This window comes from Stenotrophomonas sp., assembly GCF_032103445.1.
Taxonomy (GTDB): Bacteria; Pseudomonadota; Gammaproteobacteria; order Xanthomonadales; family Xanthomonadaceae; genus Stenotrophomonas.
In genome coordinates, this window is sequence record NZ_DAMDFR010000028.1 from 1 (window position 1) to 19,258 (window position 19,258).

Below are 19,258 nucleotides of genomic sequence, written 5' to 3' on the forward strand. Positions count from 1 at the left end.
CAGCCCGACCCGTGGGTCCTGGCCCTGAGCAGCGCCGAGGCTCTGGCCTGGGCGGCGGCGCAGCTGCCGACCGACCTGCTGGCCCGTCTGCGCGCCAGCACCGTGGTGGCCGCCAGCGAGCGTCTGGCCGCGCTGGCCGAAAGCGACGGCTTTGCCCGTATCCATCTGGCGCAGGGCCCACAACCGCTACAGTTGGCGCAGGCAGCGCACGCGGTCGTCACCGCCCGCGCACCTGACTGAACAGGGAAGAACGGTGGCCTTGCGGGCCGCGCGGGGGACGGGCGATGCTGTGCGCCTGATCGCTCGCCAGCTCGTGAAGACACCGGCGCGAACGACAAGGATGCGTACATGAATGAGCTTGAATCACCCCCGCCACACCGCCCTGCCCTGCGCTGGATACTGCCACTGGTTGTGGTGGCGGTAGGCGCTGGCGCAGCCGGCTGGTGGGGCTGGAGCCAATGGCAGGCCCAGCAGGCCCTCACCGCGCAGCGCGAAGCGGATGCCGCGCTGCTGGTGCAGGGGCTGAGCGACAGCCTGGAGGCACTGCGCCGCGACCAGCGCTCCACCTCGCAGCGCGTGCAGGATGCCGCCGCGACCAACCGGGTGCTGCGCGATGAAATGCTGGGCCTCAGCCAGCGCAGCGCGCTGCTGGAAGAGAACCTGGCCAAACTGGCCGACAGCACGCGACACAGCGCACAGGCGCTGCAGCTGGAAGAGACCGAGCTGCTGCTCAGCCAGGCCGGGCAACGGTTGGCGTACGCCGACGACGTGGACGGAGCCAAGCGCCTGTACGCACTGGCCGCCACCGCACTGGAAGACGTGCAGGGCAACGACTACCTCAACCTGCGCCAGGCACTGATGCAGGAACGCAACGCGCTGGACACCCTGGGCCAAGGCACACGCACCGCCGTGCAACAACGGCTGGGCACCTTCGCCCAAGCGCTGACCGCGCTGCCTGAGCGCGTGGAAGCCCCTGCCGCGGCGACCGCCGCACCCTGGTGGCACAGTCTGCTGGCCCCGTTTGTCACCATCACCCCGACCGCTGCGCAGGGACCGCTGAGCAGCGCCGAACGCGTAGCGGCCTGGGATTCGCTGCAGCTGGAACTGACCTTGGCACGGGCAGCGGTGGAGCGCGGCGACCAGGCCGCGTTTGAACAGGCGCTGGACCGCGTGGGCCTGTGGCTGCCGCGCCTGTGGCCGGATTCACCCGCTCTGCGCGAGCGACGTGCTGAACTGAGGCAACTGCGCACCAGCGTGCTGCGCCCCGCCCTGCCCGAACTGGGCAGCACCCTGCAGCAACTGCGCACTTTGCGCGACGGGAGTTAAACAATGAAGCCGATTCAATCCGTGGTGGTCCTGCTGCTGGCCGTGGTGCTGGGCGTGGTGGCCGCGCAATGGCTGGGCACCGAATCACTGCGCCAGTATGGCGAGGTGATCTACCGCCACGGCGGCGTGGACTACCGCAGCAGCGTGCCGCAGGTAGCGCTGATGGTGCTGGTGGCGCTGCTGGTGCTGTGGCTGCTGTGGAGCCTGGCGTCGTCGCCGTTCCGCGCCTGGGGCCGTTACCGCCGCAAGCAGGGCCGGGTGAAGCTGATCGAAGGCCTGCAGGCGCACGAGTATGGCCACTGGCAGCGCGCGGAGAAGTCGCTGGTGAGCGCCGCGGAAGACAGCGAAGTGAGCGCGGTGGCGCTGACCACGGCCGTGCGCAGCGCCGAAGCGCGCAACGACGCCGCCAGTGTCGACCAGTACCTGCAGCGACTTTCCACCACCGATGCCACCGGCTATGCGCTGATGCAGGCCGAGCGGCTGCTGCAGCTGGAGCGCCCGGTGGATGCGATCAACGCACTGGACGTGCCCGGCGTGCAGCCGCTGCCGCCGCGTGGGCTGTGGCTGCGCACCGAGGCGCTGGCGCGTGCTGGTCGTGCACATGAGGCGTACGGCCAGCTGGGCGCATTGCGCAAGCAGAAGATCCTGCCCGACGAAGACATGGCCGAACTGGAAAGCCGTCTGGCCGCGCAGTCGTTGCTGGAAGCCACTGACGTGAATGCGCTGGCCGCGCAGTGGGAAGCCACCCCGAAGGCGTTGCGCAGCAACCCGGATGTGGTGAGCGCATACGCGCTGCGTGCCGTGGCGCTGGACTGGGAAGAACCGGCCCTGCTGAACCTGGAACAGGCACTGGACACGCGCTGGGACGAGTCACTTGTGACCCTGTATGGGCAGATGCCGGTGGAAAAGCTGGCCACCCGCCAGGCCAACCTGCAGCGCTGGCTCGCCCAGCAGCCGGGCAGCCCTGCCTTGTTGCTGGCGCTGGGCCGCATCGCCGCGCGCCAGGGCGAGCATGTGCAGGCTGAGGACTATCTGCACCGCGCGATTGCTGCCGGTGCGGGTCCGGAAGCGTGGGAAGCCTTGGGCGAGGTGTTCGTGGCGCGCGGTGAGCCGGCATTGGCCGCGCAGTGCTTTGGAAATGCGCTGCGGCAGCAGCGCGGGGAAGACAGTGTGGCGCTGGCGAAGGCTGAGGCTGCGGTGGTGCCAGTGGCAGCGGTGGTGCCGGAACGGGCTACCGTTGAAGAGCAGTCACTGATGAGTGAGCCGGCACCGGTGCTGGATCACCCGGCCGAACATGATGCGTTTGGGAACCGACGCGAGCCGTGATGGATTGCGGTGACGCGCATGGCGCGTCACTACCGTAGGGACGCGCCATGCGCGTCCGCCTCGCGATCGATCAACGTTCGACGATCGCCACCACGCCCATGCCGCCGGCGGTGCAGATCGACACCAGCGCGCGACCACCGCCGCGTTCGGCCAGCTGCTTGGCAGCCGTCGCAATCACGCGTGCACCGGTGGCAGCGAACGGATGGCCGGTGGCCAGCGACGAACCCAGCGGGTTGATCTTCTCCGGGTCGATACGACCCAGCGGCGCGTCCAGGCCCAGGCGGTTACGGCAATAGTCTTCGCTTTCCCACGCACGCAGCGTGCACAGCACCTGCGCCGCAAAGGCTTCATGGATCTCGTAGATGTCGAAATCCTGCAGGGTGAGGCCGTTGCGCTTGAGCATTTCCGGCACTGCAATGGTCGGGGCCATCAGCAGGCCTTCGCCGTGCACGAAATCCACCGCCGACACCTGCGAATCACGCAGGTAGGCCAGCGGCTCGTGGCCGTGCGCGCGCGCCCATTCTTCGCTGGCCAGCAGTACCGCTGCGGCACCGTCGGTGAGCGGGGTGGAGTTGGCCGCGGTGAGCGTGCCACGGCCGGACACCTTGTCGAATGCCGGCTTCAGCGTGGCCAGCTTTTCCAGCGAGGTATCCGGGCGCAGGATGTTGTCGCGCTCGACGCCACGGAACGGCGCGATCAGGTCGTTGAAGAAGCCGCGCTCATAGGCGGCGGCCAGCTTCTTGTGCGAGGAAACGGCCCATTCGTCCTGCGAATCGCGGGCGATGTTCCATTCCTTGGCCATGTCTTCGCAGTGGTCGCCCATGCTCTTGCCGGTGCGCGGCTCGGCCACGCCCGGGAACTCCGGCTTGAGTTCGCTGAACTTGAAGCCCGAGGTGAGCGCCTTGATCTTGTCGCCGGTGCTTTTGGCGCGGTTGGCGGCCAGAAGGCGCGCACGCAGCTTCTTGCCGTACACGATCGGCACGTCGGAGGTGGTGTCCGAGCCGCCGCCGATGCCGGACTCAATCTGGCCCAGCGCGATCTTGTTGGCCACGGTGATGATGGTGTCCAGCGAGGTGCCGCAGGCACGCTGCAGGGTGATGCCCGGGGTGAGCGGCGAAAGGCCCGACGACAGCGTGGCTTCGCGGCCCAGGTTCCAGTCGCTGGAGTGCTTGATCACCGCACCCATCGCCACTTCGCCCAGCTGCTGCCCGTGCAGACCGAAGCGTTCCACCAGCGCGCCCAGTGTGCGCACCGACATGCCAAGGTTGCCGACATCCGAATAGGCGGTGTTCTGGCGGCAGAACGGAATGCGGACACCACCGAGGATGGCGACGGGACGAGCGTTGGGCATGGACATACCTGGCATGGAAGGGGTGTCTGCAACATGGCCTGCACGAAGGAGCAGGCATAATGGAGCCAAGTGTAGCTGCCGCCCTGTGATGGGCCAACTGTGAAACCATGAGCAAACCCGACCCCGGCATGAATGCCTTAGGCGTACTGGCACTGGAACTGGCCGGCGGCGACGCCCCGCGCCACGCGGCGCTGTCGTCCGCCCAGGCCGGCGAACTGGCCGAACGCATCGGCCGCGACCTGGCCAAGCTGGTCCCCGGCGTGAGCGGGCTGGACCTGGTGTTCTTCGGAGCCCATTTCGACCCGGCCGAGGTGCTGCGTCCGGGCTGGCCCATTCACCGCCGCCTGGAAGAACTGCAGATGCGCGCCCCCGGCCGCAATGAAGGCCCGCGCCTGCTGGCCTTCGGCACCAACGAAGACGGCGAAGTGCCGCTGCCGTTGCAGGCCGACACCACCCTGACCGGCGGTGGCCTGCGGGTGGTGCCGTTCGTGCTGACCGGCAGTGAAGTGGCCCAGACCCAGGCCGTGGCCGAGGCGCTGGAAGACGTGCTGCTGGCCCAGGGCATGGCCGGCGCGGACACCGCCCTGCTGGCACAGAACGCGTTTGGCGCGCAGATCGAGCACGCGCGGTATTTCACCGTGAACGACCTGGCCGCGATGATGTCGATGCAGTACGACAACCAGGGCCTGGCCGCGCTGTGGCCGCTGATCGAAACCGCCGTGCTGGCCCCGCAGGCCGAGGAATGGCTGGATGCCGCCCCGGAGCCGCTGCTTCGATACGCTGACGGCGAAGTGCGTATGGCGCTGTTCGATCCAGCCGGCTGGTGCAACTTCTACAACCACGGCACCGGCGACTGCGAGCGCCTGCAGGGCATCTACGACCAGTACCTGATGCGCCAGCGGCAGATGGCCGCCGTGCTGGAAGCCCACGGCCTGCCGGTGCTGTTCGTGCATTGCGAACCCGGGCAGGAACCGCGGGAGCTGCTGGCCCGGTGATTGCGGTACGAAAAACGCCGGCATTGCCGGCGTTTTTCATTCTGCTTACCTAACGTAGAGCCACGCCCTGCGTGGCTGAACTGCCTTACGGCGCAGCCTTGATCACCGCACACGCCAGACGCGCACCGGCATTACCGGTCGGCTGGGTCTTGTAGTCATCCGGGTCGGCATGCACGATCAGCCCGCGGCCAATGATGTCGAAGTCATCAGCCTTGCCAATGTTGACGTTGGTCGACACGTCCGCATCAACAACCGCCTTGCCATCCGCATCGGCCTTGATGTTCGGCATGTCACCGCCGTGGTGCGGGCTGGCCGCCACGCTGCCGTGATCTTCCTTGCCCGGGTTGAAATGGCCACCGGCGCTGGCACCGTCCGGTGCACTGCAGTCGCCGGTTTCATGGATGTGGAAGCCGTGCTCGCTGTTCGGCTTCAGGCCGGTGACCTCGCCCTTGGCGTGCACCTTGCCGTCCACCACGCTGAAGGTGATGCTGCCCTTGACGTCATTGCCCTGGGTCGGCGCGAGCTCGCCAATGGCGGTGTGGTTGGCGTGTGCATCGCTGCTCATCATCGCCGGCGGCGCATCGTTGGCAGCTGCTGCTGCATCAGCCGCCGGTGCGGTGTCGGCGGCCGGGGTGGCTTCCGGGGTGGTTTCGGCCGGCTTGTTGCAGGCGGTCAGGCCAATCGTGGCAATGGCGGCGAACAACGCGGTATGGATCAGACGCATGTGGATCTCCTTGCAGATACAACGGGGTGAAGCGGCAAATGGGAACGCGCCTCAGCGCGTGACCCGGATGATGCCGCAGGAAACGCGGGCACCGGCATTGCCGGCGGGCTGGCTACGGTAATCGTCGGCGCTGGCATGCACGATCAAGGCACGCCCCGCAATGTCATTGGGCGCTCCGCCGCCGAGTGTCACCGCCGGCAGGCGCACGTCGACATTGACCCTTCCCTGCGCATCGGCGCGCAGATTGTCCATGTCGCCCAGGTGATGCGCGCCGCCGCTGGTGCGGCCGTGCGGCTGGTTGGTCGGGTTGAAATGCGCGCCGGCACTGCTGGCATCCACCGCGCTGCAGTCGCCACGCTCATGCACGTGGAACGCCGCGGTCTGCAGCGGTTGCAGCCCGCCGATGACGCCGGTGATGTGCACGCCACCACGCGAATCGGGCACCACCGCCAGCCGTCCGCTGACGATGCTGGCTGACGCCGGCGACAGATTGGCCTCGGCCATCTTCGCCGTGCTCACCGTGGGCAGGGGCGGAGCCGGCGGTGGCGGCGGCGGCGTGGTGCTGCACGCACTAAGTGCCACCAACGCGGCGCTGCCAATCAGGATTCGGGTACTGCGCATGGAAGACTCCTTGTATTTCCAACCTAACGGCGGCGCTGTCCATGGATCATGAAAGCGGCCACCACATACGTGTTATTCCCGTGAACAGGACATTCAGCCGCCGCGACGACGCCCAGCCCCGAGCTTGCGGGTCAAGGTATTGCGACCCAGCCCCAGCCGCGCGGCAGCTTCGGCGCGGCGGCCGTGGGTGATCTGCAGCGCCGCTTCCAGCAGGGCCTGGTCCACCTTTTCGCGCACCTGTGCGTGCAGACCTTCCGCGCCTTCGGCCAGGCGCTGTCGCGCCCACGCCGACAGCAGCGTTTCCCATTGGCCCGGGTCACCCTGGCTGCGCGTCCGCGCGCCGGGGCCCCGATGCAGCGCGCTGTCCACATCAGCCACGCCGATGGTGTCGGAAGACGCCAGCGCGGCCATGCGCCAGCACACGTTCTCCAGTTCGCGCACGTTGCCCGGCCAATCGTGCTCGCGCAGTGCCTGCAGGGCCGATGCCGTGAGCCGTTTCGGCGGCGTATCCAGCTTGCGTGCCGCCGACGCCAGGAAGGTGTCGGCCAGCTGCGCGATGTCATCGCGGCGCTCGCGCAGCGGCGGCAGGCGCAGGCGCACCACGTCCAGCCGGTGCAGCAGGTCGGCGCGGAACCGGCCCTGCGCCACCAGCGATTCCAGATCCTGGTGGGTGGCGGCGATCACGCGCACATCCACGCGGATCAGCTCGCGCCCACCCACGCGGAAGAACTCGCCCTCGGCCAGCACACGCAGCAGACGGGTCTGCAACGGCAGCGGCATGTCGCCGATTTCATCCAGGAACAGCGTGCCGCCATTGGCCTGCTCGAAGCGGCCGACGTTGCGGCGCTGCGCGCCGGTGAACGCACCGGCTTCGTGCCCGAACAGCTCGCTCTCCAGCAACTCCGAGGGAATGGCCGCTGTGTTGAGTGCCACGAACGGCCCCTGCGCGCGCGGTGATTCGTGGTGCAGCGCATGCGCCACCAGTTCCTTGCCGGTGCCGGTTTCGCCGTTGATCAACACCGACAGCGGAGCCTGCGCCAAGCGGCCAATCGCGCGGAACAGCGCGCGCATCGCCGGCGTGTCACCGACCAGCTGCGGGCGTTGGTCTGCTACGGCCGGCGTGGGTGCCGCCGTGGTTTCGGCGATGGGGGTGTCGCGCTCAGGCAGCACGCGCCGCGCCAGTGCCACCGCATCGTCCAGATCAAACGGCTTGGACAGGAATTCCTGCGCGCCGCCGCGAAACGCGCCGGCGGTGCTGGCCACGTCGGTGTAGGCCGACATGACGATCACCGGCAGCTGCGGGTGCGCGGCCTTGAGCTTGTCCAGCAATACCAGCCCGTCATCGCCGGGCATGCGCACGTCGGTGAACAGCAGGTCCGGCGGAGTCTCGGTTTCCAGCAGGCTGAGCGCGGCGGCCGCACCATCGAAGCCTTCCACCTGGTAGCCGGCGTCACGCAGCGCGGTGCACAGGACGAAGCGCACCGAGCGGTCATCGTCCACCACCCAGATGCGCGGGGCGGTCGTGCGGCTGTCATCCGCCATGGGCGGGCTCCTCCATGGCGAGCGTGCCCTGCCCCATCGGCAGCAGCACGGTGAATACGGTATGGCCCGGGCGCGAGCGGTAGGTCAGTGTGCCGCGGTGTTCGCGGGCCACCTGCTGGGCCAGCGCCAGGCCCAGGCCAGTGCCTTCAGCGCGACCGCTGACCAGCGGCAGGAACAGGTGTTCGGCCAGGTCTTCGGGCACGCCGCGACCGTCGTCCACGATTTCCAGGCGCAGCGCCAGCGGGTGCAGCGCATCGTTGATACGCACCCCATGTTCGACCCGGGTGCGCAGGGTGACCGTGCCTGCCCCGGCCTGGATGGCATTGCGGACCAGGTTCCACACCGCCTGGGTGAGGCGGTCGGCGTCGCCGTCGAACTCGGGAATGCTGGGGTCGTAGTCACGCTGCAGGCGCACTGCCCAGCCGCCCTCGGTTTCGGCCAGGCGCAGCACCCGCTCCAATGAGGCGTGGATGTTCAATGGCGCATGCGGCGCGGCCGGAGCCGGCGACAGCAGCTGTTCCAGCAGGCCGTTGAGTCGCTCGATCTCCGAGCCGATCAGCGCGATCAGCTCGCGCTCGTCGGCATCGCGCTGGGCGCTGCGGCGGGCCAGCAGCTGGGCCGCCCCCTTCAATCCGGCCAGCGGGTTGCGCAGCTCATGGGCCAGGCCCTTGAGCGCCGCGCTGAGCGCGCTCGGCAATGCCTGGGTCGGGTCCAGGCCGGGAAATTCGTCGACCGGGTGGGCTTCAAGCAGCCAACCGCTCTCATCGCGCCGGCTCAGCCAGCCTTCGGCGAAACGCGGCGCATCGCCCGGTAAAGCCAGCGCCAGCCGGTGCAGGCGCAGGGTGTCCTGCTCGCCCCGGGCCAGGAAGTGGGCCAGCGCTTCGCCTTGGACTTCCAGCGAGGCCAGCGGCTGGCCGACGACGCGGCGTACGCTGACACCCAGCCAGCGGGCGAAGGCGGGGTTGCAGCCCGCCACCCGGCCTTCGGCATCGGCCCAGGCGACGGGTGTGCCGAGGGTGTCGAGGTCGGGAGGGGGGAGAACGGACGTCATTGCACCAATGTAGTGCAAAACGTGGGGTGGTTGGGCCAGCGTAACGCTGCATTTCGCCGTGTAACTCCGCGGTGCCCCACGTAGAGCCGGGCTTGCCCGGCTGGAACTCGTTCGGGGCCCTCAGACGCGCATGGCGCGTCTCTACGCGTTCATGCGTCCGGTTCCTCCCGGTCGTACCACGCCTCGCCGTGCACGTCCGATCTGGCCGCGACAATGGCCTCCTCCACCGCCGAAACCGGGATGCGGACGGCACCGCGCGAAGTAAAGACCTCAAACCACTGAAACTCATCGTCGTCGGCCACGATGCGCGCAACAGCCTCATGGTGACCGGGAAGGATTCCGCCATCCGGGTCACCCGCAAGAATCTCAAGCTGAAGGCCTTCGCCAGCGCTGGAGGTGTACTGCAGGTATGCAGTTCGGGCAACGACGGGTGGTTCTTTCATGCGGTTCACATCATATCCATCGGCGTACGGTGGCACTGTACAGCGCGTACTCGCCCGGGAATATCGCCGCCAACTGACGCTCTTCCGGCATGATCTGAAGTCTCGTTACGTAGCCGACGAAGAACCCAACGGCTAAAAGCCCCAGTGGCTTCCCCAGAGAGATCACCCATCCAGTCAATGCAACGGCATAGCCCAGGTACATCGGGTTCCGGGAATAGCGATAGAGACCCGAGGTGATCAGGGCCGAGGACTGTTCTGGCCGCAGCGGGTTGACCGTCGTTCCTGCGCGGCGGAACAACAGCTTGGGCAACGCATTGAGTGAGAGACCCAGCACGATGACGGGCAGACCGAAGGCGAGGCGACCAACCGATGATGCTGTCCCAGGAAGGAACCATACGATAGCCGCGAGCGCCAACAGCAGCAGTGGCGGCGGAACCTTGGTTTCCAAGACTGAGATCATGCGGTCTGGCCTTCCTGACCAACGAGACGGTTCCAACGCAGCCTACATCAGGTTCGACATAGGCGTGGCTCTACGCGTCGATAACAACCAGCGTTGGATGATGCCTGGGCGGGGGAGTGTCTGGAAGTTTACGGAGGCATTCCGATGTACATCAAACACGTGCTTATGCTGGCTCTGGCACTGCCGGGCGGTATGGCGGCAGCATCTGAGGAAAGCCCGCAGCTATCGTATGTGTGTCAAGCCAAGGATAGCGCCGGCCGGTATGTGCAGTTTGGTGCCGGGCCGGTCTACTTTGTCACTGCCACGGGTGAGGCTGATGCGCTCAAGAAGGCGCAAAGCGAACTCAATAGACTTGGCAGGAGCTACCAGCATCAAACGCTGGAGTGTCAGGTGATGAAGGCGGCGTAAGCAGAGGGAACGTTGAGCCAAGCGTCATTCGTGACGCGCCCTGTGTGGGATGCAGCCACGCAGGGCGTGGCTCTACGTGTCATATGGCGAGAGCGTACGTGTTACGTGGCGAATTCGCCGGCAACGGTCACATCAGGTCCGGAAGTGGCGCGTAGCGCTGTGCCCCGATGTAGGCGTCGTAGGCAGCGCGCTCGGACTCGGGCAATCGCCCGCGCTGCAAGCGAAGCGAGTAACCGCCGTGCAGCACGCCGTCAATGATGACCGCCCAGTCCCCTACTTCTTCGTTGGGAATGAAGCGCAGGGAACCGGCGGTAACTCCGGGGAAGTGGGCAGGGGCTTCGAACACACGAGCGTCGAAACCGAACCGGGTCACGTCCTCAACGCTCAGCCACAGCCACATGCCCTTTCCATCCGGATCCGGGATGTAGGTTTTGACCAGCGGCGAGGCATCTGGCTCTTCGTTGGTCATGAGAAGCACACGGAAGTGCACAAGGGTTCTCTGCGCGGTGCGTGCAACGGCGGCGAGCTCGCCGTCGGGGATGTTCATGAAGAGGGGTTCGGCCGCCTTGTTCTGGCGGCGGCCGATGCCTAACCGGGTTAGAAGTGCTTTCAGGTGCATGTGGGGGCATTCAGCCACGCAGGGCGTGGCTCTACGTCAGGTGGGGGCGTTCGTAGCTGAAAAGCAGGCGCTTAGCACCTTCGCGCCAGGCTTGCGGGCAATCCTTGCCCCGTAACACGGCGGCGACGGTGTAGGCGTAGCCACGATTGGTGGAGCTCACGTTGCCCAGTGCCGCCTCGGCCTGTTGCACGGATGCGTTCGCGCGCACCGCGTCAACGAACGCGACCACGCGTGCGGCTTCGTTGGCATCGGTGGCCAGCACCTTCTCGCGCCATGCCGCTTCGTTGCGGCCGTGGCGCAGCGCCAGGGCCCACATGGTCCACGCCGAATCGGAATCCACGTCGTCCGCCACCGGCATCCCCAGCGCCTTCTGCGCCCATTCGCCGGGGGCACCCTCCGAGGCGGCAACCAGCGGAACAATCCGGGACAGCAGCTCAGCATCGACCTGCGCCAGGCCCAGCGCGCGCTCGTACTCGCCCCGGTCGAGCTGCAGGTAGGCCTCAAAGGGAGAGCCAACCACCTCTTCGCTTTCGAAGGCCAGCATGCGGGCCACGAACGACGACTGCTCCGCCAGCGACGCCAGCTCCTGCGCGCTGCTGCCCAGCATGCGCTTGACCCGGGCCAGTTCCACTGAGGCAACCTCAGCGAGTTGCGGTGCCGCGGCTGCCTTGGAGAGCATCTCGTTGGCACCGGTCCAATCATTGCGCGCGGCCAGCGTGTGGCCTGCCGCCAGCGCAAACCAGGGCTGCTCCGGCCAGCGACGCTGCCCCGCGAGGAAGGCTTCATCCTGTGCCGGACCGTCGGCCGTGCAGCGCACCGCCAGATAGGCCAGCGCAGAAGACTCCGGCTTGGTCGCTGCCGCCTGCTGCTGGCGCGCGCAGGTCGCCGCGTGCGCGTCACCCGTACTGAGCTCCTGTTCCATGCGCAACGTAGCAACGTCCTCAGGATTTCGCTTCAGCCGCTCGGCGATGAGGCTCTGCATGAGGTCCGGATAAGTCGACGCCATCCCCAGCCACATGATCAGGTGCTGCGACTCCGGCGCATCCCAGCGTGCATGCGCGAGGATCATCGCTTTGCGCTGTTCGTCGTTGTCGACCAAGCCGGTCTGCTGGTGCGGGGCCGCGTCACCGACTGCCGACAGCACCGAGCGCGTGCCGCCGCTCTCATACTCGCTGGTCTGGATCGTTTCCGGCGGGGTCTTCAAGACGAAGTCGGCACTGGTGGCCAGCCAGCGCTGCGCGCCCAGCTTGCGCTCGGCCTCCTCCTTCACGTTGCCGTAGACCGCCGTCCATTCCACCAGCGGTGCAGCGCCCGCCACGTTGTAGGTAAAGTGCGAACGGCCGGAGATGCGCTCGCTGTCGAAAGACTCGATCAGCTGCCCATCTGTGGTGTGGCTCTCCACTTTGTGGGTGGCGCCGGGATCCACATCCATCGCCGTGCTTTCCAGCGGGTCCAGGTTGACGCTGCTGCCGTCGATGGTGACCCGCACTGGAATCGCCAAGCCGTTGTAAACCGAGACCGTAGCGGTACCGGTATGCATGCCCAGCACCAGGACGCCGATGACGATGGCTGCGGCCACCGTGCCGCGCGCAACACTGGCCACCCAGCCATCCGCCGTCTGGAAGCGATCCCACAAACCCAGCTTGGTCTGCAGCTTGCGCTCCTTTCCTGGCAGCAGCACCGGGTAGTCCTTCGGCACCCGCGAAGGCTCTGGCGCGGTGGGTACCACCTCTCCGGATTCCAGGCGATCCACAGCTGCATCTTCGTTTGCCAGCAGCGCCTCCAGCGTGGCGGCGCGCAGGCGGGACAGCACCGCACAGGTGTGTTCGACCCAGCTTCCCACCTTGCGGACCCAGTCGTTGATGTTCTGTTCCGTGGCCAGGGCCAGGCCGAATTCGCCCAGCGCTTCCTGCAGCGGCTGGCCGCCGTGTTCGATGACGGTTTCATCAACATGGCAGACGCGCGCGTACTCGAAGACGGCGACCAGGGCGCGCTGGGTCATGTTGGCTGCTGCGATCAGCCGGCGAAGCTCCTTCCCGGAAACCCGGTTGTCGGCTGTGACCACGTGCATGGTATTGACGTACACGCCATACACATCGCGCAGATCGGCTTCGACGTGTTCGCAGAAGTGCATCAGGCTGACCTGACCTTCCAGCAGCGCCTCCCAGCCATGACCGTTGCGGCGCGCGGCCAGCCGATGCAGGCTGCGGCATTCCTGGTCGTGCAGGAACACCGCCTGCCGCAGCGGTGCGATCTCGGTATCCAGGGTTGCGATGGCAGGTGCCAGACGCTTGGTGTCCAGCGTCTGGTTGCGCCAGTGCACGCGGTTGCCAGATGCGCGCAGGTGGCCTGCGCGGGCGGCGTCCAGGGTGGCGCGCTCTTCCTCCAGACGCTTCAGTTGCTGCAGCGCCTCGCCATGGGCGGGTGCATACAGTGCGCAGATGCGTTCGCGCAGCGCTGCGTTTTCCAGCGACGGCAGCGAACCGAGGAACAGCTCGGCAGGCGTCGCCACATTGCGCAGGAAGGAGCGGCGCAGGTAGGTGCCCTGGTAACGCTGGTGCAGGGCACGGACCTCAAACTCGGCATCCAGCCGGGACAGCGAGTCAGCCGTCTCGGCGAATGCTGGCGGCGTCTCACGCAGCATGTCGCGCGAAAGCCGGTGCTTCAGCCCATCGGCGTCGCGGAACAGCAGCATCGCCGGGCGCTCGTCGATGACGGCGGCCACGTAACGGCGCTTCAGGTTGTTCTCGCGATCGGCATTGGCCGGATGCGTGGACCACATCTGCGGTGCGCGCACCATCTCGTTGCGGAACACCCGGTGCAGCTCACGCTCGTGCTCGGGCAGCTCCGGCGGGTCGGCATACATCGGGTCAGGCGTGACCCGGCGCAGGTTGGCGATCATGCGGGTCTGCACCGCGAACAGGTCGGCCACTGCTCGGCCGGCCTCGAATTCGCGCGAGGCGAAGCCCAGCGTGCGATCCCAGGCTTCATCGGCCGCGCCCAGGCGGTGCAGTGCATGCACCAGCGCATCGCTGCCGGCCAGTGAAGCAGCCACCAGATCGGCCTGGTATTCCATCTCGCGCGACAGCGCGCGTTCGGAAAGGGTCACCACGCTGAAAGCGGTGTCCACCAGCGAGCGGATCGCCCAGATGATGATCGACAGCGTCCAGCCGACCCAGGCGACGCGGAAATCTGTGCGCGAGAGACCGGCGAGGAAGCTGTCCAGCGCATCGCGCCGCGCCACCAGCTGGGTGGCGACCTGGTGGGCGATGTAGACCCAGCGGCCAACCGCCATCGTGCGCTGCGCGAAGTGGCCGAACTCGTGGCCCAGCACCGCCTTGAACTCGGTGAGGTTCAACACGTTCACCAGCGCCAGACCGATGTCCAGGTTCTTGCGCGAGGGGAACAGCAGATTGACCAGCGACAGGTCGTAGAAGACGCCGGCGTTGACCCGCGGCGACAGGTACACCCGGTTCGGGCGCGGCGCGCCGGCCTCGTCGGCCAGGCGGTGCAGGAAGGCGAACAGCTCCGGCTGGTCGGCAGGCTTCAGCTCCAGGTCTTTGGAGGCCTTGCCGCGCTTGAGGAAGATCAGGCCCTTGGCCATGAACACCGCCAGGAACAGCGCGCACCCGCCGACGATGGCGTTGATCAGCGCGCTGCCACCCTCACCGGACAGCAGCGTGCGCAGCATGCGGAAGGCGGTCCAGCCGAACCAGCCCATCAGGGCGAAGTACGCGCCGGCGAAAACGAGCAGACCGGCCACCGCCAGCCAGGCGTGGCGGCGGTAGGCGGAGCTGGGCGCGGTGAGCTGTGCAGGCACGGCCGACGGCCCCGCCGGATAGAGCGAATCCATGGTGTATCCCCCTGTTGTCGTGCTCCGTGCCGTCCCCCCGGACGTGACGCGGAGTGGACCGGGCGTCATGCCCGGGATTCGGCGATTGTGCACGGTGTGGGGAGTCGGTGCCATCTCGCTGCGGGCCAAAAAGCGAGGCATAACAATTGAGACGAAGGGCCGGACGGATCACCTGTAGAGACGCGCCATGCGCGTCTGCGGTCACCCCTCATCCGTAGGTACCACGCCCTGCGTGGTACGCGTGGTCACCGGGACTTCAGCCACGCAGGGCGTGGCTCTACGGGGTGAGTAGGGTGCGGGCAGATGCCTCTGCACGGCGCAGCACTTCAGCAGTATCGACCCCTACCAGCTTTCCATCGCGCTTCAGTACCCGCCCATCCACAATAACGGTGTCCACATCACCGGGCCGGGCCCAGTACACGAGCAATGCCGTGCCGGTGATCAACGCTCGGCGCAGTCCTTTACTTTCATCTGGCCCAAGGTGCGCATGATTTCCAGATTGGCGAGCGCCCGGGAATGCCCTTGTGCCGCCGCCTTGCAGTACCAGGAAACAGCCGCATCCTCGTCCTTGGGCACGCCCGCGCCGGTGTCGTACATGTAGCCCAGCTGGCTTTGGGCCCGCGCCTCACCCAGCTCCGCCGCCTTGCGGTACCAAGCAGCAGCCTGGGCTTCGTCCTTCTTTACGCCGATACCGGCGCGATGGACATCACCGAGGTTGGTCAGGGCCAAGGTGTCGCCGCGTTCGGCCAACGCAGTCAGCGTCTCAAGGGGACCGAATGCACCCGGCGTGTGGACTTCACCGCACCACGCCTGGTTCTCACCACCGTAGTCACACAGCTTCTGCCGCGACTGAATTACGCCCAGTTCCCAGGAAGATTGAAGCGCGGCCTTGGTGTACCAGCGGATGGCCTCGGCGTCGTCTTTGGCGAGGCCGGCAGCGCCACGCTGGTGGAAGCTGGCCAGGTTGTACATACCCGCCGGCGTACCCTGGTCGGCCGCCTTGCGGACCCAGATCAAGGCCTGGGCATCATCCTGCAGTACGCCCCGTCCGTTGAGGTACATGATCGCAAGGTCGGACTGTGACAGCGCTTCGCCTTGGTCCGCGGCCTTGCGGACCCAGACCAGCGCCTCGGCGTCGTCCTTCGGCACGCCTGTTCCGCGCAGATACAATCCGCCCAGCGCGGACTGGGCAGGTGCGTACCCCTGTTCGGCCGACTTGCGATACCAGGCGGCCGCCTGTTTCTCGTCCCGAGTGACGCCTGCACCATGGAGATAGCGGTCAGCCAGCGCATTCTGCGCTTCCGGAACCCCGGCGTCGGCAGCGTTGCGCACCAGCTCCACCGCGAAGGCTTCGTCGTCGGTCGAGGCCTGCGCGCTGCAGGCAAACATCGCCATACCAAGCTGCAGTGCTATGCCGGCGAGAGCCGCTTTCGATTCTTCCTTGAACATCCTCATTCCTTTCCAGCTCCAGATCCATGCGGCACGGTGATACGGACGCGGATACTAGCATTGCTTGATGCTTCGCCCGTGCTGGCCGTCCGACAGGCCACGAGATAGGATCTCACTGGAACCAAACTGGAAAAAGTTGAAACGCATGGACGCCATCGGAGTTTTTCGTTCTCGCTGGGCCCTGCGGCACATGCTGACAGCAGTGCTGCTGACCACCAGCAGCGGCGCATTCGCAGACGCTCCACCGCCGCCGCCTCCACCACCCGGGTCGGCGTCGTTGCCTTCCGACTTCGTGCTTCCGCAGGCGGTGTACAACCCGCCGCCACGCTATCCCACAGGTTCCGCTGATGCCCAGGAAGCCGGCACTGTGGTGGTGGCGTTGAAGGTGGACGCCGAGGGCAGCATCACTGGCGTGACGCTGGACCGGTCCAGCGGGTTTCCGAAACTGGATGCCGCCGCGAAGGAAGCGGCGGCCAGCTGGCGGTTCACTCCCGCGCTGGATGGGGGCAAGCCGGTGCGGAGCATGGTGCGCGTGCCGGTGACGTTCGTTGCGGAGTAAGCGTCCGTATGACGCGCCATGCGTGCCAGTGCGTGATGGATGAGGCGCAGCCACGCAGGGCGTGGCTCTACGGGGCTGGCATGGAATCAGGCGGCGCGGCGGCTCCCGCACGTTTTGAATAAGTCCTGGTTCACCGCGTTGCTCAGCACGATCTGCAGGCCCTGATCCGAGATTTCGTACTCCCCGTTGACCCCGGTCGGTTCAAGGGCCTGCTCTCCGGTCAGACGCCGGATGGCCGTTTGAACGCGCGAGGTGGTGGGCACCGCGTCTGCCTCAATGTACTGCCGCATGGCCTCGCGTGCTTCTTCGCTGTACACCGTCTTCTGCCCGCTGGTGGCAAGCCAGACCATCACCGCAGACTCGACGTCCTGCAGCGCGGCGAACCAATGGGCATATTCGTCATCGAACTTCGCGCGATACCACTCGCGGACCGCAGCATCGAGATCTGCGGTTCCCCTGACCAGCATGATCCGCACGATTTCGTTGAGGAACAGCGGGGTGTAGCAGAGGCGCGGGAAGAACAGCTTCAGTGCATCGCGATCTACTTTTACTCCCGCCACTTCATCTAGATAGTCCGCCCGGGAATCAACGAAGGCATCACCGAGGTTAGGAAGCGTTAGTGATTCGGCAGATCGGAACAACGGTGCCCGGGAACGATTGAACAACCGCATCAACCCGTCGCGCGACGAACCAGTAAAGAACACACTCAGCCGCCCTTCGACGTCCTGAAGCACGGTGCGGAATGCGGCCACGAAGTTGTCGGAGCCTTTGCTCGCCAACGCCTGGAACTCGTCCAACGCGACCAAGGAATGCGTACCGCGCTCCGCAATCAGATGCAGCGCATTGGCAAGGCGGTTCTCAAGGCTGGCCTCCGGGTGCGGCGTCGGCCCCGTTGCCGGCGACCAGTTCCCTTGAATATCCACCCCCGGCACTTTGAACGTGGCCCGCAGGGAAGAGAGATTCATGGGACGCATCAGCGCACTGCGCGGCGGGGTGGCATAGGCAACTGCCTCCAGCCCTTCCACCAGACCGAGCTCGGGATTCTCACGATTGCGCCAGAGATCAATGCGCGCGGCAAACCAGCCGGCTTCGTGCAGTGCCGGCAGCAGGTCATAGCGGACAAATGAAGTTTTGCCATGCCGACGGGGCGCGAACAGGGTGACGTTCGCGCCGGAGAGCAACAGCCGGGTGACGCTCTCAAGCAGGTCCGGGCGAGCGAAGTACGGCAGTGTGGTCTGGAGGGACACGGCAGGTCCTTAGCAGGCATTTCGGCGATTTGCTAAGCCTAGCCAAAACCCGCTAAGTTCATCCAACCCGTTGTCGTATAAGGCCTTTCTTACGCAAGCGGCTGAGGGTGGGGACGTTCAACCATTAGTTACTGGCGTGACGCTTGCCACCTTCCCCATCCGCCGCCTTCCCAGCGCGGCTCGCAGCGAACTCCGGGAACGTCTTCTCCAGCGAATCCACATCCGGCAGCACATAGAACACGCCGCCCTTGGCAAACGTGGGGTGGACCACTGCCTCATAGAACGTCGGCGACACATTGATGCAGCCGTGCGAGATGCGGTTGTCGTCCGGGGTGGGCGTTGCCAGGCGCTCGGCGCGCCGTTCGGTCTTGCTGCCCGGCGGAATCGGGTGCATCGAAATGGCGGAGTCGTAGTCCACCCACAGCACGCTTTCGGCGTCGGCGGCAGGGCCGTAGCCGCCGACGAAACGGCCTGCGGGCGTGGTGCGGTCCTTGCCCGGAATGGCGCTCAGCGCGACATGGGTGACATCTTTCCCCGTATGGTCGCCTACGGCCGAGCCAAACAGCCCCGGGGCTGCACCGCGCAGCTTGCCGTTGCCATCGAATACCAGAATCTGTGCATTCCCCTTGTCCATGATCGCGAAGGGGTAGCCCTGCGTGTCCTTGGTGGCCACCACCCAACCGGCCAGCTCAATCACCGTGTCAGACACGGGCTGGTCCTGCGGCAGCTCGTCATTGGGCGAGACGGCCGGTTGGACGACCTCGGCTTCCTGCGCGTTCGCTGCGCCGATGCCGGCAAAGGCCAGTGCCAGGATGAGTGCGCCGCGAAGGGCGTGGCGTGCGGGGTGTGCGTGCATGGGGGACTACTCTTCAAAACAAGGACGGCGTGATCAAAAGGGACCAGTGGCCAGTAACGGCCACTGGTCCCTATTCAGAAATCCCTCAACGAATGTGGAGGAGGGATCAACCGCGCGGCACGCGGCGGGGTGCGCTCTCAAGCTGCTGTACGCGGCCTTCGATGGCATCCAGACGCTGGTTGGCCTGCTGCGCGGACTGGTTGGCCTGCTCCGCACTCTGCGCTGCGCCCTGGACCTTGGTATCCAGGTTGTCGAGGCGAGAGTTGATGGTGGCGAATTCATCCTTGTAGGTGGCGCAGGCGCTGAGGCCGGCAGTGACAACGAGGGCAACGCCCAGCTTGCTCGCGGTCTTGAGGTGCTGCTTGGTCAGGAACATGGGGTGGTTCTCCTTCATCTGGGGGTGACTGGAATATAGCGGTGTTTTCCGC

18 protein-coding genes and 1 pseudogene are annotated in these 19,258 nt (G+C 66.4%); 6 read left to right on the plus strand and 13 right to left on the minus strand.

The window, feature by feature from the left end:
• From RT551_RS11625 to RT551_RS11635, 3 genes and pseudogenes are all read left to right on the plus strand, one after another.
• Window positions 1–240: pseudogene (locus RT551_RS11625) on the plus strand (uroporphyrinogen-III synthase); the annotation flags it as partial.
• Window positions 241–348: 108 nt separating this feature from the next.
• Window positions 349–1,326 carry a uroporphyrinogen-III C-methyltransferase gene (locus tag RT551_RS11630; RefSeq protein ID WP_313458760.1) on the plus strand — a complete coding sequence of 326 codons (978 nt, stop codon included), beginning with the start codon at window positions 349–351 and terminating at the stop codon, window positions 1,324–1,326.
• Window positions 1,327–1,329: 3 nt separating this feature from the next.
• Window positions 1,330–2,652, plus strand: a complete 1,323-nt coding sequence (locus tag RT551_RS11635; RefSeq protein ID WP_313458762.1) for a heme biosynthesis HemY N-terminal domain-containing protein — start codon at window positions 1,330–1,332, stop codon at window positions 2,650–2,652.
• Between the two features lie 70 nt (window positions 2,653–2,722).
• Here RT551_RS11635 and RT551_RS11640 read toward each other — a convergent pair whose 3' ends face one another.
• Window positions 2,723–4,018, minus strand: a complete 1,296-nt coding sequence (locus RT551_RS11640; RefSeq protein WP_313458764.1) for an acetyl-CoA C-acetyltransferase — start codon at window positions 4,016–4,018, stop codon at window positions 2,723–2,725.
• 92 nt (window positions 4,019–4,110) lie between these two features.
• Here RT551_RS11640 and RT551_RS11645 point away from each other — a divergent pair, with 92 nt between their 5' ends.
• Window positions 4,111–4,998: a hypothetical protein gene (locus tag RT551_RS11645; RefSeq protein WP_313458767.1), complete on the plus strand. Its 888-nt coding sequence runs from the start codon at window positions 4,111–4,113 to the stop codon at window positions 4,996–4,998.
• 85 nt (window positions 4,999–5,083) lie between these two features.
• Here RT551_RS11645 and RT551_RS11650 read toward each other — a convergent pair whose 3' ends face one another.
• The 6 genes from RT551_RS11650 to RT551_RS11675 form a co-directional block, all read right to left on the minus strand.
• On the minus strand, window positions 5,084–5,722 hold the full coding sequence (locus RT551_RS11650; RefSeq protein WP_313458770.1) for a superoxide dismutase family protein: 639 nt from the start codon (window positions 5,720–5,722) through the stop codon (window positions 5,084–5,086).
• Window positions 5,723–5,773: 51 nt separating this feature from the next.
• A complete protein-coding gene (locus RT551_RS11655; protein WP_313458772.1) occupies window positions 5,774–6,343 on the minus strand; it encodes a superoxide dismutase family protein in 570 nt (189 codons plus the stop codon).
• Between the two features lie 93 nt (window positions 6,344–6,436).
• The gene (gene ntrC / locus RT551_RS11660) at window positions 6,437–7,885 is read right to left on the minus strand and encodes a nitrogen regulation protein NR(I) (RefSeq protein ID WP_313458774.1); all 1,449 of its coding nucleotides are present in this window, start codon (window positions 7,883–7,885) and stop codon (window positions 6,437–6,439) included.
• The gene (locus RT551_RS11665) at window positions 7,875–8,936 is read right to left on the minus strand and encodes an ATP-binding protein (protein WP_313458776.1); all 1,062 of its coding nucleotides are present in this window, start codon (window positions 8,934–8,936) and stop codon (window positions 7,875–7,877) included. Before RT551_RS11665 ends, ntrC begins: the two co-directional genes overlap by 11 nt.
• A gap of 149 nt (window positions 8,937–9,085) precedes the next feature.
• Window positions 9,086–9,379 (minus strand): hypothetical protein, encoded by a 294-nt coding sequence (locus RT551_RS11670; RefSeq protein WP_313458777.1) that lies wholly within the window; start codon window positions 9,377–9,379, stop codon window positions 9,086–9,088.
• A 10-nt stretch (window positions 9,380–9,389) separates the two neighbouring features.
• Window positions 9,390–9,839, minus strand: a complete 450-nt coding sequence (locus RT551_RS11675; RefSeq protein ID WP_313458779.1) for an isoprenylcysteine carboxylmethyltransferase family protein — start codon at window positions 9,837–9,839, stop codon at window positions 9,390–9,392.
• A gap of 144 nt (window positions 9,840–9,983) precedes the next feature.
• Here RT551_RS11675 and RT551_RS11680 point away from each other — a divergent pair, with 144 nt between their 5' ends.
• Window positions 9,984–10,247: a hypothetical protein gene (locus tag RT551_RS11680; RefSeq protein WP_313458782.1), complete on the plus strand. Its 264-nt coding sequence runs from the start codon at window positions 9,984–9,986 to the stop codon at window positions 10,245–10,247.
• Window positions 10,248–10,374: 127 nt separating this feature from the next.
• On the opposite strand, the gene RT551_RS11685 is transcribed toward RT551_RS11680, so the two are convergent.
• The 3 genes from RT551_RS11685 to RT551_RS11695 form a co-directional block, all read right to left on the minus strand.
• Window positions 10,375–10,794 carry a DUF2314 domain-containing protein gene (locus RT551_RS11685; protein ID WP_313458784.1) on the minus strand — a complete coding sequence of 140 codons (420 nt, stop codon included), beginning with the start codon at window positions 10,792–10,794 and terminating at the stop codon, window positions 10,375–10,377.
• Window positions 10,795–10,897: 103 nt separating this feature from the next.
• Window positions 10,898–14,719, minus strand: coding sequence for a M48 family metallopeptidase (locus RT551_RS11690; protein WP_313458786.1), 3,822 nt, complete (start codon window positions 14,717–14,719; stop codon window positions 10,898–10,900).
• Between the two features lie 441 nt (window positions 14,720–15,160).
• Window positions 15,161–16,114: a tetratricopeptide repeat protein gene (locus tag RT551_RS11695; RefSeq protein WP_313458788.1), complete on the minus strand. Its 954-nt coding sequence runs from the start codon at window positions 16,112–16,114 to the stop codon at window positions 15,161–15,163.
• Between the two features lie 199 nt (window positions 16,115–16,313).
• Here RT551_RS11695 and RT551_RS11700 point away from each other — a divergent pair, with 199 nt between their 5' ends.
• On the plus strand, window positions 16,314–16,727 hold the full coding sequence (locus RT551_RS11700; protein ID WP_313458790.1) for an energy transducer TonB: 414 nt from the start codon (window positions 16,314–16,316) through the stop codon (window positions 16,725–16,727).
• Window positions 16,728–16,813: 86 nt separating this feature from the next.
• Here RT551_RS11700 and RT551_RS11705 read toward each other — a convergent pair whose 3' ends face one another.
• The 3 genes from RT551_RS11705 to RT551_RS11715 all read right to left on the minus strand — a co-directional run bounded on the left by RT551_RS11705 (window position 16,814) and on the right by RT551_RS11715 (window position 19,206).
• The gene (locus RT551_RS11705) at window positions 16,814–17,974 is read right to left on the minus strand and encodes a hypothetical protein (RefSeq protein ID WP_313458793.1); all 1,161 of its coding nucleotides are present in this window, start codon (window positions 17,972–17,974) and stop codon (window positions 16,814–16,816) included.
• A gap of 124 nt (window positions 17,975–18,098) precedes the next feature.
• Window positions 18,099–18,785, minus strand: a complete 687-nt coding sequence (locus RT551_RS11710; RefSeq protein ID WP_313458851.1) for a hypothetical protein — start codon at window positions 18,783–18,785, stop codon at window positions 18,099–18,101.
• A 151-nt stretch (window positions 18,786–18,936) separates the two neighbouring features.
• Entirely contained in the window at window positions 18,937–19,206 is a 270-nt protein-coding gene (locus RT551_RS11715) for a hypothetical protein (protein ID WP_125359558.1), read from the minus strand.
• Between the last annotated feature and the right edge of the window lie 52 nt (window positions 19,207–19,258).

What these genes read in the sequence shown, in the direction of transcription:
- RT551_RS11670 (WP_313458777.1), bottom strand. Translation starts at nt 9,379, where the DNA reads ATGAAAGAACCACCCGTCGTTGCCCGAACTGCATACCTGCAGTACACC.
- RT551_RS11675 (WP_313458779.1), bottom strand. Translation starts at nt 9,839, where the DNA reads ATGATCTCAGTCTTGGAAACCAAGGTTCCGCCGCCACTGCTGCTGTTG.
- RT551_RS11645 (WP_313458767.1), top strand. Translation starts at nt 4,111, where the DNA reads ATGAGCAAACCCGACCCCGGCATGAATGCCTTAGGCGTACTGGCACTG.
- RT551_RS11630 (WP_313458760.1), top strand. Translation starts at nt 349, where the DNA reads ATGAATGAGCTTGAATCACCCCCGCCACACCGCCCTGCCCTGCGCTGG.
- RT551_RS11695 (WP_313458788.1), bottom strand. Translation starts at nt 16,114, where the DNA reads ATGGCGATGTTTGCCTGCAGCGCGCAGGCCTCGACCGACGACGAAGCC.
- RT551_RS11715 (WP_125359558.1), bottom strand. Translation starts at nt 19,206, where the DNA reads ATGTTCCTGACCAAGCAGCACCTCAAGACCGCGAGCAAGCTGGGCGTT.
- ntrC (WP_313458774.1), bottom strand. Translation starts at nt 7,885, where the DNA reads ATGGCGGATGACAGCCGCACGACCGCCCCGCGCATCTGGGTGGTGGAC.
- RT551_RS11650 (WP_313458770.1), bottom strand. Translation starts at nt 5,722, where the DNA reads ATGCGTCTGATCCATACCGCGTTGTTCGCCGCCATTGCCACGATTGGC.
- RT551_RS11635 (WP_313458762.1), top strand. Translation starts at nt 1,330, where the DNA reads ATGAAGCCGATTCAATCCGTGGTGGTCCTGCTGCTGGCCGTGGTGCTG.
- RT551_RS11685 (WP_313458784.1), bottom strand. Translation starts at nt 10,794, where the DNA reads ATGAACATCCCCGACGGCGAGCTCGCCGCCGTTGCACGCACCGCGCAG.
- RT551_RS11690 (WP_313458786.1), bottom strand. Translation starts at nt 14,719, where the DNA reads ATGGATTCGCTCTATCCGGCGGGGCCGTCGGCCGTGCCTGCACAGCTC.
- RT551_RS11700 (WP_313458790.1), top strand. Translation starts at nt 16,314, where the DNA reads ATGGACGCCATCGGAGTTTTTCGTTCTCGCTGGGCCCTGCGGCACATG.
- RT551_RS11680 (WP_313458782.1), top strand. Translation starts at nt 9,984, where the DNA reads ATGTACATCAAACACGTGCTTATGCTGGCTCTGGCACTGCCGGGCGGT.
- RT551_RS11665 (WP_313458776.1), bottom strand. Translation starts at nt 8,936, where the DNA reads ATGACGTCCGTTCTCCCCCCTCCCGACCTCGACACCCTCGGCACACCC.
- RT551_RS11640 (WP_313458764.1), bottom strand. Translation starts at nt 4,018, where the DNA reads ATGCCAGGTATGTCCATGCCCAACGCTCGTCCCGTCGCCATCCTCGGT.
- RT551_RS11655 (WP_313458772.1), bottom strand. Translation starts at nt 6,343, where the DNA reads ATGCGCAGTACCCGAATCCTGATTGGCAGCGCCGCGTTGGTGGCACTT.